At 63.2% G+C, this 15,201-nt stretch carries 10 protein-coding genes; 4 read left to right on the top strand and 6 right to left on the bottom strand.

Annotation, left to right across the window (positions count from 1 at the left end):
* Nucleotides 1–144: 144 nt before the first annotated feature.
* From AC5RUH_RS02145 to AC5RUH_RS02130, 4 genes are read right to left on the bottom strand one after another with little or no spacing between them, the layout of a single operon-like run.
* Entirely contained in the window at nt 145–1,128 is a 984-nt protein-coding gene (locus AC5RUH_RS02145) for a C-terminal binding protein (protein WP_494127792.1), read from the bottom strand.
* Nucleotides 1,125–2,786, bottom strand: a complete 1,662-nt coding sequence (locus AC5RUH_RS02140) for a thiamine pyrophosphate-binding protein (RefSeq protein ID WP_494127791.1) — start codon at nt 2,784–2,786, stop codon at nt 1,125–1,127. Before AC5RUH_RS02140 ends, AC5RUH_RS02145 begins: the two co-directional genes overlap by 4 nt.
* Nucleotides 2,779–4,491: an amidohydrolase gene (locus AC5RUH_RS02135; RefSeq protein ID WP_494127790.1), complete on the bottom strand. Its 1,713-nt coding sequence runs from the start codon at nt 4,489–4,491 to the stop codon at nt 2,779–2,781. The genes AC5RUH_RS02140 and AC5RUH_RS02135 overlap by 8 nt, the downstream gene beginning before the upstream one ends.
* Nucleotides 4,488–5,855, bottom strand: coding sequence for an MFS transporter (locus tag AC5RUH_RS02130; RefSeq protein WP_494127789.1), 1,368 nt, complete (start codon nt 5,853–5,855; stop codon nt 4,488–4,490). The genes AC5RUH_RS02135 and AC5RUH_RS02130 overlap by 4 nt, the downstream gene beginning before the upstream one ends.
* 217 nt (nt 5,856–6,072) lie before the next feature.
* Here AC5RUH_RS02130 and AC5RUH_RS02125 point away from each other — a divergent pair, with 217 nt between their 5' ends.
* A complete protein-coding gene (locus AC5RUH_RS02125) occupies nt 6,073–6,969 on the top strand; it encodes an Lrp/AsnC family transcriptional regulator (protein WP_494127788.1) in 897 nt (298 codons plus the stop codon).
* 225 nt (nt 6,970–7,194) lie between these two features.
* On the opposite strand, the gene AC5RUH_RS02120 is transcribed toward AC5RUH_RS02125, so the two are convergent.
* Both AC5RUH_RS02120 and AC5RUH_RS02115 read right to left on the bottom strand, forming a co-directional pair.
* Nucleotides 7,195–7,326, bottom strand: coding sequence for a hypothetical protein (locus tag AC5RUH_RS02120; RefSeq protein WP_494127787.1), 132 nt, complete (start codon nt 7,324–7,326; stop codon nt 7,195–7,197).
* 504 nt (nt 7,327–7,830) lie between these two features.
* Nucleotides 7,831–8,541, bottom strand: a complete 711-nt coding sequence (locus tag AC5RUH_RS02115) for an 8-oxoguanine DNA glycosylase OGG fold protein (RefSeq protein WP_494127786.1) — start codon at nt 8,539–8,541, stop codon at nt 7,831–7,833.
* A 600-nt stretch (nt 8,542–9,141) separates the two neighbouring features.
* Between AC5RUH_RS02115 and AC5RUH_RS02110 the strand changes: the two genes are divergently transcribed.
* From AC5RUH_RS02110 to AC5RUH_RS02100, 3 genes are read left to right on the top strand one after another with little or no spacing between them, the layout of a single operon-like run.
* On the top strand, nt 9,142–12,408 hold the full coding sequence (locus tag AC5RUH_RS02110) for a helicase-related protein (protein ID WP_494127785.1): 3,267 nt from the start codon (nt 9,142–9,144) through the stop codon (nt 12,406–12,408).
* Nucleotides 12,401–13,114, top strand: coding sequence for a DUF4391 domain-containing protein (locus AC5RUH_RS02105; protein ID WP_494127784.1), 714 nt, complete (start codon nt 12,401–12,403; stop codon nt 13,112–13,114). The genes AC5RUH_RS02110 and AC5RUH_RS02105 overlap by 8 nt, the downstream gene beginning before the upstream one ends.
* 23 nt (nt 13,115–13,137) lie before the next feature.
* Nucleotides 13,138–15,198 carry a site-specific DNA-methyltransferase gene (locus tag AC5RUH_RS02100; protein WP_494127783.1) on the top strand — a complete coding sequence of 687 codons (2,061 nt, stop codon included), beginning with the start codon at nt 13,138–13,140 and terminating at the stop codon, nt 15,196–15,198.
* The last annotated feature ends 3 nt before the right edge of the window (nt 15,199–15,201 follow it).

The following is a 15,201-nucleotide window of genomic DNA, read 5'->3' as shown; positions in this document are numbered from 1 at the left end:
AACGGCGGGCTGCACTAAACTTCTTCGGCATGCGACGCGCCGCAACAAGCCAGCGCCGCGTCCCTACACCAACATCATCGCAAACGGCGCCCGGCCTGCCGATGCAGACCGGGCGCCGTCCGGTTGTAGCTAGCGTGCTTGGGCCTAACCGGCCGCCGGGGCGAGCGTCGGGGCCGCCGCGGCGATCGGGGTCTCCGGCTGCCGGCCCTGCAGGCAGGCGATGATGTTCCGGGCCGGCAGGGCCACGTATTCGCGCAGCGAGACGTTGCTGCGGTACGCCGCGTGGGGCGTGACGATCGCCGACGGGTGGACGACCAGCGGGTGGTCGGCCGGAGCCGGTTCCTCCGTCAACACGTCCAGCATGGCCCCGGCGATGTGGCCGGAGTCCAGGGCGGCGCAGAGCGCCTGTTCATCGACGAGGGCGCCGCGCGACACGTTGACCACATAGCTGCCCGCTGGCAGGACGGCGAGGTTGTCGGCGTCGAGCAGGTTCCGGGTTTCCTCGGTAAGCGGGGTGTGCAGGCTGACCACGTTCGACGCCGCCAGGACCTCGGCGAGCTCGCCCCGGCGCACGTCCGCCGGCCAGGCCGAATCCGGAACAAACGGGTCGTAGGCGATGACGGACCCGAAGACCGGGGCCGCCAGACCCGCCAGGTACTGGGCGATGCGCCCGAATCCGACGAGTCCCAGGGTCAGCTCGCTGATCCGGGGCGGCACCGGGATGCCCTCCCCCGTCCAGTCCCCGCGACGGGTGGCAGCCTGGGAGCACGGGAGCTCGCGGATGAGCGAGAGCATGCCGGCGAAGGCGTGCGTGGCCACGTCGCGGGTGGCCACCGAGGGCACGTTGCACACGGTGATGTTCCGGGCGGCCGCGGCCTCGAGGTCCACCATGTCGAAGCCCGCGGACATGGTGGCCACGACCTTCAGGTCCGGCATGGCGGCGATCATTTCGGCGTCCAGGGTCGCATAGCCGAGGATGATCCCCTCGCAGCCCTGCGCGGCGTCAAGGATGGCGCCGCGGTCCCGGGTATTGAGGTACTGCGCCTCGATGCCGGCCTCGGCCAGCAGTTCCACGGCTATCGAGTAGTCGAGGTCCTCGGCGTCGGTGATCAGCACCCGCGCCGTCATGCCTGCTCCTCCTGCTTGAACAGCTGCGCGGGCACGTGGATGAGCTGCACTCCGCCGTCGGCCAGGGCTCGGCGGATGGCCGGGGCCAACTCGGCGGCGTCGTGGATCCGCTGGCCGGTGCCGCCGAAGGCGGTGGCCAGCGCGGCCCAGTCGGGCTGCACGAGCTCCACACCGACGGGCTCGATGCCGCGGTCCAGCTCGTTCTGGCGGATCTCGCCGTAGCCACCGTTGTCGGCGCACACCACCACCAGGTCCAGCCGCTGTTCGACGGCGGTGACGAGCTCCTGCACCGCGAACATCAGCGCGCCGTCGCCCACCACGCAGACCACCGGACGGTCCGGCGCACCGATGCGGGCACCGATCGAGGCCGGCAGCCCGTACCCGAGCGTGGCGTAGGCAGGGGTGTAGAGCAGCGAATGCGGCCGGTCCTGCGGCACGAAGCTCGCCGTGCCCAGGTACGTGGCCTGGGAGGAGTCGCCGCCGATGATGGTCGACGCCGGCACGGCCGCCGCCACCTGTTCGGCCAGCGCGGCGAACTCCGGGGACAGCGCCCGGGCCTCGTCGCGCAGCTCGGTGCGCAGCTGCGCCAGGTCGGGGGCCGGAACGGGCTCATGACCCTCGAGCCCGGCCAACAGCTGGGGCACGACGGCGGCGCTGTCGCCCACCAGCCCGATGGTCGCCGACACGTTCTTGTTCAGCTGCGTTTCCAGGATGTCCACCCGGACCACGGTGCCGCGCGGCTGCAGCGCGTTGAACCAGAGTTCGGCCTCGCCGATCTTGGAGCCGATCACCAGCAGCACATCGGCGTCCTCGCACAACCGCTGCGCGGGATCGAGGCGGATGTCGGAACCGAGCGCCAGCGGGTGCGACTCGGGAATGGCCCCCTTGCCGTTGAGCGTGGTCAGGACCGGGGCCTGCAGCGCCTCGGCGAGGGCCAGCAGGTCCGTGCCGGCGCGCAGCGAGCCGCCGCCGGCCAGGATGACCGGACGCTGCGCGGAACGCAGGGCGACCACTGCGGCCTCCACCGCGGCGGCCTCGGCTGCCCGCGGCGCCGGGGCCTCGGCGGCGCGGAGCAGGTCCTCCGGCGCGTCCGAGGGACCCTCAAGCACATTGAGCGGGATCTCGATGTGCACCGGTCGGGGCCGGGAGGAGCGGAAGAGTTCGAAGGCGTCATGGATGCCCTGCACCGCCTCGGTGGCCGAGGTGACGCGCCGCGACCACTCGACGATGGCGCCGACGGCGGCCGTGGCGTCCTTCGTCTCGTGCAGCGAACCGATGTCGGCGAACTCCTCGCCCTCGGGCACGCCCGGGGACAGGATGATCAGCGGCCGGGACTCGCAATAGGCGGTGCCCGCGGCCGAGAGGGCGTTGAGCAGGCCGGGCCCCGACGTCGTGATGACGACGCCGGGAAGGCCGGTCTGCTGTGCCCAGCCGTCGGCGGCGTAGCCGGCACCCTGTTCGTGCCGGGTGGTCACCGGGCGGATGCCCAGCGGGGCCAGGTGGCGGTAGAACTCCAGGTTGTGCGTGCCGGGGATGCCGAAGATGGTGTCGATGCCGTAGTTCCGCAGGACCGTCATGACGGCCAGGCCGGTGTTATCGGCGACGACGCCCTCGGGCAGCGCGACGGTGGGTGTTGCGGCCGGGGTGTGCTCAGACATGCTGGACCTCCGCGTTGAGTCGGGCAGGGCGGTCGGCGGTGAAGCGCTGGATGCCGTCCACCCAGGTTTCTAGGACCGGGATCTGGGAGATCTCGGCGGCGTCGACGGCCAGCGGGTCGGCGGCTAGGACCACGAAGTCGGCCCGCTTGCCCGCGGTCAGCGACCCCAGGTCGTCCTCGCGGCCCAGTGTATAGGCGGCGTTGATCGTGTGCGCCGCCAGCGCCTGGCGCGCCGTGATGAGCAGCGAGTCCGAACCGAGCCGTACGCCGGAGCGGGTGATCCGGTTGGTGGCGGCCTGGATGGCTTCCAGCGGCCGGGGCTCGGCCACGGGGGCGTCGGAGCTGATGGTCACCGGCACGCCGGCTGCCGCGAATTCGCCCAGCGGGTTGAACCGCTCGCCCGGAGTGCCGACGGCTTCCTTCACGCCCTCGCCCCAGTTGTAGTAGTGCTGCGGCTGGTTGACCGGATGGATGCCAGCGGCGGCCATCCGGTCGATCTGCTCCAGCGTGGGCAGCCCGCAGTGTTCGATCCGGTGCCGGGCATCGGTGTCGGGGCGTTCCGCCTGCGCGGCCTCGATGGCGGAGATGACCATCTCCAGCGCCGTCGGGGACTGCGCGTGCGTGGCGGTCTGCAGGCCCAGCCGGTGCGCCTTGGAAATCAGCGCGGCGTAGTCGGCCGGGTCGTGGTAGAGCTGGCCGGTGCGGCAGGGGTCGCCCACGTAGCCGTCCGGGAAGTACGCGGTCCAGCCGCCCAGGGTGCCGTCGGCGTAGAACTTGAAGCCGGCGAAGCTGAGCCGCGCGTTGCCGAACTGGCCGTGCAGGCCCATTTCGGCGGCCTCGTCCAGCAGGTGCGAGAGCAGGTACATGCTGACGCGGACCTTGAGCTGGTTTTCCTCGGCCATGCGCAGGTACATGTCGAACTCGCGGCGGGACACCTGGGCGTCGCCGATGGTGGTGACGCCGCCGGCCAGGAAGTTCTCCTGGGCGATTTGCAGCTGGCGCAGGTGCTCGTCGGGGGCGTCGGCCAGGTGGAAGTTCGGGCCGTGGTGGCCGATCTTCACGCCCTCCAGCCCGGTGAGGATGTTGCAGGCGGCGTCGGAGAGCTCGCCGGTCAGCTCCCCCGAGGCGTCGCGGAAGAATTCGCCGCCGGCCGGGTTGGGGGTGTCCTTGGTGACGCCGTGCAGTTCGAAGGTGTAGGAGTTCACCACGCCGCCGTGGCCGGAGGCGTTCATCAGGTAGACCTCGCGGTCGGTGGCGACCTCGTCGAGCTCCTGCCGGGTGGGGTGGCGGCCCTCCGCGAGGTTGGTGTGCTCGTAGCCGAAGCCGCGCACCGGCAGCCCGTTGGGGGTCTCGGCCGCGCGTTCCCTCAGCAGCGCGACGATCTCCGGGATGCTGCCGGCGCGTTCGGGCCCGCAGTCCACCCAGGTCTTCAGCTGCCCGTACATCAGCGGGTGCGCGTGCGCGTCGATGAAGCCCGGCACGATCGTTGCCCCGCCGGCGTTGTGTTCCTTCGGGTCCGGCAGGCCGAGGCCGGCGGCGGCGGCGCGGCACTGTGCCTCGGTGCCCACGGCGAGCAGGTGCCCGTCGTGCACGAGCATGGCCTCCGCCGTCGGGCGCTCCTCATCCATGGTGTGGATGGTGGCGGCCGTGATCAGCTGTGGGATGAAGCTGGTCGCGGGAGCGTCGAATGTCTTGAGTTTCCTCACCGGAAGGCCTCCAGGTTGGTGTTGCTGTTGTTCGTGTGTGCGGCGTCGGCGTCAGTGCCAGCTTCCAAGGATTCGTCGTCGTCGCGGTGCTGCGGAGCGATCGCCAGGCAGACGATGCTCAGCACGCCCATGGCGGCGAACATGATCAGGACGGGCCAGATGCTGCCGGTGGACCCGTACAGGAAGGTCGCGGTCAGCGGGGAGAGGGCGGCCCAGATGGCGTTGGCCATCCCGTAGGCCAGCGAGATGCTGGTGTAGCGGGCCTGTGCCCGGAACAGCTGGGACAGGATGGTCGCGGTCGGCGCGTAGGTGGCGGTCATGACCAGGCGCATCGCGGCGAAGGCCAGGAAGATCAGCCATTCCGGTCCGGTGGACATCAGCAGGAACTGCGGGACGATCAGCACGATCGAGCCCACCAGACCCACGAACATGACCCGCTTGCGGCCCCACCTGTCGCCCAGCCAGGCGACGCCCAGCGTGCAGATGAGCTCGACCAGGGCGGCCACGGACAGCGCGTTGAGGATCATGGTTTCGTCCAGGCCCACCGACGGGTCGGTGCCGTACGCGGTGGCGAAGGTGGTGGCCAGGTAGTAGCCGCCGGTGGAGATGGGCAGCAGGCCGATGCCGATCAGGATCGGCTTCCAGTTGGTGACCAGCGCGTGCTTCAGCGGCAGGGTCTGCACCTTGCCTTCGACCTTCTCCTCGAACACCGGGGATTCCTCCACACGGTAGCGGACCCAGAAGCCCACGCCGATCAGCACCACGGAGAGCAGGAACGGGATGCGCCAGCCGCCGTCCACGAGGAACGTGTCGCTGATCCCGGACAGGTAGGCGAAAATCAGGGTGGCGCCCAGCGCGCCGGCTGGGTTGCCCAGCTGCGCGAAGCCGCCGTAAAAGGTCTTGTGCTTCTCCGGCGCGTGCTCCACCGCCATCAGTACGGCGCCGCCCCACTCGCCACCCACGGCCAGGCCCTGCAGCGCGCGCAGCAGGACCAGCAGCACGGCGGCCCAGGCGCCGATGTTCTCGTGCGTGGGCAGCAGGCCCACGAACACGGTGGACAGGCCCATGATCAGCAGCGTGATCACCAGCGAGGGGCGGCGGCCGAACTTGTCGCCGATGTGGCCGAAGATGATGCCGCCCAGCGGGCGCATGAAGAACCCGACCGCGTAGGTGGCGAAGGCGGCGGCGATGCCGGTCATCCGGTCCGCTTCCGGGAAGAAGAGCGGACCGAACACCAGGGCCGCGGCCGTGGCGTAGATGTAGAAGTCGTACCACTCAATGGCGGTGCCGACGAAGGCCGCGAATCCGGCGCGGCGGGCCCGGGCGTGGCTGAACTGCGGCCGGGCTGCTGAAGTATGAGACATGGTCTTCCACCTTAAGGTGTGGGCATGAGTGCCGTTGTGATCTCTGCGACTGTAGGGCCTAAATCACAATCCAACAAGAGCACAAATGTTGCGTTACAGACCCTTGAATTCACTTCTGCTCTGGTTTCCGCGCATGTTTTTACGAAAGCTCTTGACTATGCGCTGAATCACTGGATAATTGACGACGGCGGCGCTCACTTGGGAGGTTAAGGAAACTTTGGCGGACCACACCGAAATGATCGACACAAAACTCGTCCGCGCCCTTCAAAAGGAGGGCCGGGCCAGCTACCAGGAATTGGCGCGCGAGCTCGGCCTGCCGCGGGCCACGGTCTCGGCCCGGCTGCGGGAGCTGCTGGACACCCACACTGTCCGGGTAGTGGCCGCGGTGGATCCGGCGTTCCTCGGCCAGCACGTGATCGCGCACGTCTCGGTGGTGGCGTCCGGGCCGGTCCGAAATATCACCAAGCTGCTGGCCGATTGGCCGGAAGCGGTGCTGGTCTCGGCCATCGGCGGTACCCACGACCTGATCGCCGAGATCCGCGTGGCCACCCACGACGAACTGCACGCCGTGCTCACCCGGCTGCGCGAACATCCAGACGTCGCCTACATCGACACGCTGGTCTACACCCGGCTGGTCAAGGGCTTTTTCCTCTCGCAGTACGCCGGCGAGGTCACCATCGACCACGTAGACACCCAGCTCATCGAGATCCTGCAGAAGGACGGCCGGACCAGCTACCGGGATCTCGCCGCAGCCGTGGGGCTCACGCCCACCGCCGTCCGCTCCCGCGTGCAGCGGCTGCTGGACGCCCGGATCATCCGGATCAGCGCCGTGGAATCCCGCGGCGCCGGCGGCCGGCAGCTCTCCATGGGCGTCGGACTGAACCTCTCCGGCGACAACGACGCCGTCCTCGAACTCCTGCGCAGCTCATCGCACGTGGAGTTCGTCGCCCAGACCGTCGGCCGCTTCGACGCCATCGCCACCCTCGCCGCCCAGTCCCCCCGCGACCTCCTCGCCCAACTCGAAGAAATCCGCAGCCTCCCCGCTGTCAGCCGCACCGACTCCTGGCTCCACCTCGAAGTTGTTAAGGAGGATTACGCCCGGCGGATTTCATGACCACCCCCTGAGCAAACCTCCCGGAGCGCCGCGCTTTTCCCAGCCGACGCCATCGCCGTCCCTGTCCCAGGTGCTTTCCATAACCCGACCCTCCGAGGAAAACAGGGGCACCGCCTGCTGTCCGGACAGCAGAACAATTGGAGTAGTACACATACGGACGGCCCGGCTCCTGAGCCGGTTGTAGTTCAGGAGCGGGTGCTGGAGCAAGGACTACGTACTTTCCCTTCATTTTCTAACAACAACAACGTCGTCGTCGTCGAATACAACTTCGGTCCAAACCGATCCGCCTTCATCGGGAATAGGGTCTTCACAAGTGGACAGGATTTCAGCGATAGCTTCATGTTCTTCCGTCGGCATCGACAGTTCGTACTTCGCTTTGACAGCAACTGCCCCGTGCCGATCTACATGCCCACAACGAAAAATCCCTCATGATGGACAGCTACAAGTCAGCAGCTGCACCCTTCTTCTTCGCCTGGGTGGGACCGCCCACTGCCTTGTGTTCCGTTCAACGTCTCTCCATGGGTTGCCGAACGCATTGCTGGAGAAAACAGGTGTTGAACCGCCTTCATCATGGGCGACTTCTCTTGGCAGGTCTCGGCCGGCGGCTTCTACTGCATGTCCTCGCTCGCTTCGCACTCTCCGGCATTCCGCGGTCGCCCGACTCCAACTTGCCCATTCACTTCGCGGCCAAGGGGGTGAAGGCGTTGCCAAAAGGGACGGTTGCAGACAAAGAGAGCAAAGGAGTTCCTCGCTTAACTCTAGTCCCCCAATACAAGTGAAGCAGAAGTACGGCATAACAACGGTGGGCGTTAGATTCCTCCCCCCCCTCGTTTGATCCTCGTCCGAGATTCGACGACGTACTCACTCCGCAGGTCGGTCGCGGGTTAGGTCAAAAATAGCGAGCTCGACTTGGGCACATGTCCGCCCATACGGGGCCCCCCAGATATCGAGCAATTCTAGATACCGACGATAGTCGTGGCTTGAAGCGGTGGAGAGGATGACTCGTTTGTTGTCTTCTGTGTTTTTTGATATCCAATCGCGAACTCGTTTGTCCAATATCGGAGCGACTTCTGCACCGTCGACCGAATTTTCCATGGACGTAAACGCTAGCCATTTCGTGAAGAATGCGCCTCCAAGGTACTTGATCTTGCCCTCGTTATTCATGAATCGGAAACCTTCAGCGGCGCCTGACTGCCGAACAGTCTTTGATCCTTCGATGAGCAGGTCCCGAATTGTCTCGTCAACTGGTGCGTGAATGTTAGCTCGCGTCCCCACACCGGTCAGGATCTTGCGCGCCCGGAAGGGTCCGTAGCCCCCTGGACCACCCCAGATCAGGACGGGGACAATGGCACCTAGCACTCGGTCACGTGCAAGGTTCCCCTGAACGACCTCACGGACAACTTCTCTGTCCAGCTCGTCGGGAAGAGTTTGTAGGGCTGCCTCCGAGTCCGGAACATCCCTGACGACAGGAATCCACTTATCGCGGTTCCAGCCAAATGCCTTCTGAGAGGGAACTTCTCCAGCTAGGCGTGTGGCAAGGACGGCTGGGACGCGTAACTCGAGCATTGTCATTTGTCCTGTCTATCGCATTTCGATGTGACCTGGAATCAGCGTGTTCTTTCGCCGCGCCCGGCACAGAGGGGCGATTTTGGTGCCTCCAGCAAATTCGCCACCTTTGATCCGATGACCTGCGCCCGAAGGGTCCGTAGCCGTCGTGGGTTACGTTTCCCCGCACCGATTTCGCACCTGGGCTGAAACCGGCAGGGCACCGCTTTTCGTCGCTAAGCGTCAATATTGGTCGTATCTGACATGCTGGTGGTGAGTGTTTTCGGCCGAGGTGGAGCTCCTAGGGGCTCGGAAATTATTGTGAGACTGGCACCAGAGCGTGGAGTTCAGCAACCGCCGGGCAGGCCCCTCCGGTGAAGGAAGATTGGCGGGTGATCCCGATTTAATGGTGAAGGACCCGATGTAGATGCCCGAGGAAGATCGGCATCTGCGATGCTTTCTAAGTACCGCAGCGGATAGGATTGAATTCGTTTGTTGTGTTCTGTCGTCTAAGTTGGGGGGTTATGCTGTGCCTGATATCTGCGAGACAACCGGATATATTGCTGGGTCCAAGCCGACACTGGAGCGCCTGACGTCACAAAGTCGCCAAGGGTAGCGGGAAGCCGAATGCGCATCATCGATAACGTCAACGAGCTTCTCGGTGACGATCTGAAATCGGAGATCAAGCCCGGCTCCAAGGTTCGGATCGCCGCGTCGACATTCTCGATCTTTGCGTTCGAGGCCCTTCGTAAGGAGCTGGAGCAGGTCGACGAGCTTGAGTTCGTTTTCACTTCGCCGTCTTTCCTAACCACGCAGGCCACCGGCAAACTCCGCAAAGAGCGGCGCGAGTTCTTCATCCCCGCCAATGGTCGAGCTGAATCAGACCTCTACGGCTCCGAGTTTGAGGTCCGGCTAAGGAACAAGCTCACCCAACGCGCAATCGCGAAGGAATGCGCCGACTGGGTGCGCCGCAAGGTCACCTTCCGGTCAAATGCGACTGGAAACCCTATGCAGCAGTTCGCCGTCGTGGACGACAAGGCCGCTTACTTGCCGCTGCAGGGCTTCACAACTGCAGACCTCGGCTACGAACGTGGCGACGCAGTGTCCAACATGGTGCACCGCATCGACGAGGCGCCGATGACCTCGCAGTACCTCCAGCTTTTCGAACAGATCTGGAACAACCCCGATCAACTCAACGACGTCACCGAAGCGGTATATGACCACCTTGCGGGAGTGTACGCCGAGAACGCCCCCGCTCGTGTTTATTTCCTGGTTCTGTACAACCTGTTCGCAGAGTTTCTCGACGACCTCGGTGAGGACGTGTTGCCGAACGACCGTACTGGCTATCAGGAAACCCAAATCTGGCAGAGCCTCTACAACTTTCAGCGCGATGCAGCCACGGGGATCATTAACAAGCTAGAGAGCTACAACGGCTGCATACTTGCGGACAGCGTCGGCCTTGGTAAGACTTTCACTGCCCTCGCAGTGATCAAGTACTACGAGCTGCGTAACAAATCCGTGCTCGTCTTGGCTCCAAAGAAGCTCTCGGAGAACTGGACCAACTACAACGCGAACCTGACCACCAACATCTTCGCAAGTGACCGCTTTAGCTACGATGTGCTCGCGCACACAGACCTCTCCCGCACGAGGGGAGAGTCAATGGGGCTGCGGCTCGACCGGGTGAACTGGGGCAACTACGATCTGGTGGTGATCGACGAGTCGCACAACTTCCGTAACGCCGATTACGCCGAAGAGAAGGAATCCCGTTACCAGCGCTTGATGCGCCAGGTGATCCGGGAAGGTGTGAAGACCAAGGTCCTCATGCTCTCAGCGACTCCAGTGAACAATAGGTTCAATGACCTGAAGAACCAGCTCCAACTCGCATACGAGGGTGAGTCGGAGAACTTAGCCAAGCGCCTCAAAATCTCCACCACGATCGAAAAGGTGTTCAGCGACGCGCAGCGGGTCTTCAACAACTGGTCGAAACTTCCACCCGAAGCCCGGACCACGGACCAGATCCTGAAGATGCTCGACTTTGACTTCTTCGAGCTCCTCGATGCAGTCACCATCGCCCGCTCCAGGAAACACATACAAGCGTTTTACGACATGTCCGAAATCGGGGCCTTTCCGGAACGGCTGACTCCGAAATCTATCCGCGAGCCCCTGACCGACCTGCCCATCGTGCCATCCTTCAACGAGATCTTCGAGCAGCTCCAAAAGCTAACCCTGGCCGTCTACACCCCGCTGGCATATGTGTTCCCCAGCCGGCTCGGAAAGTATGAAGACCTCTACAACGTCAAGGGCGGCACCGCGCGATCCAACCTCGGACAGGGCGGCCGCGAGCAGGGGCTCAAGAAGCTTATGACCGTTAACCTTCTCAAGCGGCTCGAGAGTTCGGTGGAGGCGTTTCGGCTGACTCTCACCAAGATCGAAGGTGCCATCGACCGTACCATCCGGCGCCTCGCCTCGCCTGTGGTCTCACTCACCGACATTGACGTGGACTTCGCCGGACTCGACGACGAGGAGGTGACAAACGTTGAAGCGTTGTCTTTCGGGGAGAAGATCAAGATCAACCTCGACGACATCGACTTGGAGTCGTGGCGGCGGGACATGTGGAACGATCTGGCGACGCTGCGGGAACTGCTCGAGGAGATGCGCAAGGTCAGTCCTGACCATGACGCCAAGCTCCAAGCCCTGAAGCGCCTCATCGAGGAAAAGGCCGCAAACCCCATAAACGAGGGCAACCGTAAGGCGCTCGTCTTCTCCGCCTTCGCCGACACCGCCGAATACCTTTATCGCGAACTCGCACCGGCCATGGCTGCGGCAGGATTGGAGACCGCGCTGGTCACGGGTGGTGGACACGGGGCAAAGACAACGGTCGGGACTGGCTATGACTTCCAACAGGTGCTCACGCTGTTCTCCCCAAGATCAAAGCAGCGGCACTTGACAATGCCCAAAGAGACCGGCGAACTGGACATCCTGATCGCCACCGACGTAATAAGCGAAGGCCAGAACCTTCAGGACTGCGATTATCTGGTCAACTACGACATTCACTGGAATCCGGTGCGAATCATCCAGCGATTCGGCCGCGTCGACCGGATCGGATCGACCAACGCGCGCATCCAATTAGTTAACTTCTGGCCGAACATCTCACTCGACGAATACATCAACCTAAAGGAACGGGTCGAGAACCGCATGGTGATCGCCGACCTCGCCGGCACCGCCGACGACAACGTCCTGACGCTCGAGAGCAGCGAAGCTGCGTTTCGAAAGGAGCAGTTGCGCAAGCTCCAGGACGAGGTTATCGAACTGGAGGACGTCCGCACGGGCGTTTCGATCACGGACCTCGGCCTAAATGACTTCCGCATGGACCTGCTCGGATACCTCAAAGAACACGGAGACCTTGCCGCGGCCCCAAGGGGCCTGCACGCCGTCGTGCCCGCAGACTCGGCAAAGGGCCTGCGACCGGGTGTTATCTTCGCGCTCCGCAACCTTAATGCGGACGAGACGATCAACCGAGGTAACCGACTCCACCCGCACTACCTCGTTTACCTTGACGACGACGGCAACGTGGTTGCCGACCACACCGAGGCTAAGCACCTGCTCGACCTCGTACGCGCCGCATGTCGGTCTCACGATGAACCCGTCACCGAGGTCACGCGTATCTTCAACGCCGCGACCGGTGAGGGCGCCGAGATGGGCAAGTATTCCGGTCTGCTTACAGCCGCCATCCTTTCCATGATCGATATCAACGAAGAACGCGACATTGACAGCCTCTTTACCACCGGCCCCACGACCGCCCTGACTCAGACGATCATAGGTCTCGACGACTTCGAGCTAATCGCGTTCCTTGCAGTCGTCGACCCCGGACAAGGAGTGCCCTCCGGTGGTTGAGCCCGTCGACGTGCCTCTATACCGCTGGCCCCAGACAGCCCATTTCGGACAGTTAATTCCAAAGGCGAAGTTCTATGAGCACGGCCAGATTTCGACGGTCGTTCGGGAAAGGTTCGTTTCCGAGGTGCATCGCATCATTTGGGCTTACAAGCTTGCCGAGTCGACCGTCAATCTGCCGAGCAGCCCCACGGTGCCAGAAGTCCAAGTGTTCCAGATCGAAGCCAAGGAAGAAGACATCAGCGATCCGGTACTTGCCGCCATCGACAAGGCGGTGCAGACACCCATCATCTTCGAAATCAGCAACGGCGACAAACTCTCCCGACATTCCCGAATGGTCGCGGCTCACAAGCAACTCGGCACCGGTACGACCAAGGTCAGCGCCTACTTCACCACTGGATGGCACCACAACGGCTCCGAGCGCCAGCCACTGCCGACCGCGATCCACCTAGCCGGCCTCTACACCGCACTTCTGGCGCCGCTCACGCCGGTCATGTCGCATCCAGGTGAAGAATTGTCACAGATCTTTGCCAGACTAGAGACAGTGCAATCGCTCCGACGCGAGATCTCCGCGTTGGAGCGAAAGATCCGGAACGAACCGCAACTCAACCGAAAGGTGGAGTTGCGCCGCGCCCTGAAGACAAAGCACGCCACGCTCGTGGATCTCACGAGCCTGACCCCCAGCCCCATTACGGGCAAAAAGAACTGAGGAACACGGTGGAGAAATTACGCATGACGTCCCCCGACGTGACAGCGGCCAACATCGGAAAAATCGCAGCAATGTTCCCCGGCGTTATGGCAGAGTCCCTCGACGAGGCCGGCAACCTGACGCATGAGATCGACTTCGATCTCCTGCGTCAGGAACTGTCCGGCCACGTCATCGAGGGTCCGCAGGAGCGATACCAGCTCGACTGGCCCGGAAAGCGTGAAGCGCGATTCGCGGCAAACGCGCCAATCGCGAAGGCACTCCGCCCGGTACCCGAGGATTCAGTCGAGTTCGACACAACGAAGAATCTGTTCATCGAGGGCGACAACCTGGATGCCCTCAAGCTGCTCCAAGAGTCCTACCTCGGCAAAATTAAGCTCATCTACATTGACCCGCCCTACAACACAGGCAACGATCTCGTATATCAGGACGATTTCGCGGAGACGACGGCCGAATACTTGGAGCGGTCGAGCCAGATAAGCGAGGCCGGGGAACGTCTGGTCGCTAACACTGAGACTAACGGTCGCTTCCACTCGGATTGGCTGAGCATGATCTACCCTCGTCTTCGGCTGGCGAAGACACTGCTCGCCGAAGACGGCGTCATTCTCATCAGCATCGATGACGCAGAACAGGCCTCGCTTCGGCGCTTAGCTGACGAGGTTTTCGGCGAGCGGAACTTCGTGTCTCAACTCGTCTGGGAGAAAGGTCGGAAGAACGACGCCAAATTCTTCTCGAACGGCCACGAGTATGTGCTCGTCTACGCCAAGTCGAAGTCGTATCTCCGCGATCTCGGCACCGTTTGGCGTGAGGAAAAGCCGGGAGCGCGGGAAATCTGGGATGAGTACGTGCGACTGCGAGACGTCCACGGTCCCGATGATGTCGCCATCGAGCAGGAACTCACTAAGTGGTTTGCTGATCTGCCCAAATCTCACCCGTCGAAGAAGTGGGCGCGCTTTCGGCATGTGGATGCGAACGGCCCTTGGCGCGATGACAACATCTCGTGGCCCGGGGGTGGAGGACCTCGCTACGACGTGATCCACCCAAAGACCGGACTTCCCTGCAAAGTGCCAGAGGCAGGTTGGCGTTATGGGGATCCCGCTGAAATGCAGCGTCGCATCGATCTAGGCTTGATCGTCTTCCGAGACGACCACGCCGAGCCCCCATTCCGCAAGTCTCACCTACGGCCGGTAACTGGGGAGACAGACGCGTCCGAAGACGAGGAATTGGGCGAAGTAGAACTCGCGACGCAGGTTCGGGGCAGCTACTTCTACAAACAGTCCCAGGTGGCAGTTCGACACCTGCGCAGCCTGATGGGTCTCCAGGTGTTCAATAACCCTAAGGATCACTTCGAGCTGTCACGCTTGTTCGAATATGTGCTCGGAGGCAAGGGTGGCATCATCATGGATTTCTTCGCAGGATCGGGCAGCACCGCGGAGGCGGCGTTCGAGATGTCCGCACGCACCGGGCTGAACTGCCCCGTCCTGCTCGTGCAGCTTCCGGAGGATCTGGAAAACAATTTTAAGACCGCGACCGGCTCAGCGAAGACCACCATCGCGAACGCTATTAAGTATCTCCGGCAGCGTGGTAAGCCGCTCACCATCCCCGAACTCACCAAGATCAGAGTCACGCTCGCCGGTCAGCGTTTACTGGCGGATCGAAAGGTGAACAGCTGGAACGGTGATGTCGGCTTCCGTGTACTGAAAGTCGATTCGACCAATATGGCAGACGTACTTTTTACGCCTGATGAGACCGACCAGCGCGCGTTGGGGGTGCTGGAGGACAGCGTGAAGCCTGGTCGCACAGGTGCGGATCTACTGTTCCAGGTACTCCTCGATGCGGGATTGGAGCTGACAATGCCGATTTGCGTGGAGAAGATCGAGGAGCGCGAGGTGTTCGTCGTGGAGGAAGATGCGCTCATCGCCTGTTTCGACACCGAGGTGAGCCCGGAGCTCATTCGTGCGATCGCGAAGCGTGAGCCGCTCCGTGCGGTGTTTCGGGACTCTGGGTTTGCGTCTGACGCTGCGCGAATCAATGCTGAGCAGGTCTTCCGCGAGATCTCACCAACCACCGACGTGAAGGCGATTTGACGC

It is taken from the genome of Arthrobacter sp. Y3223166 (assembly GCF_059090935.1).
The sequence above is the reverse complement of the archived record's forward strand: the minus strand, read 5'-3'. Positions and strand labels throughout refer to the sequence as shown.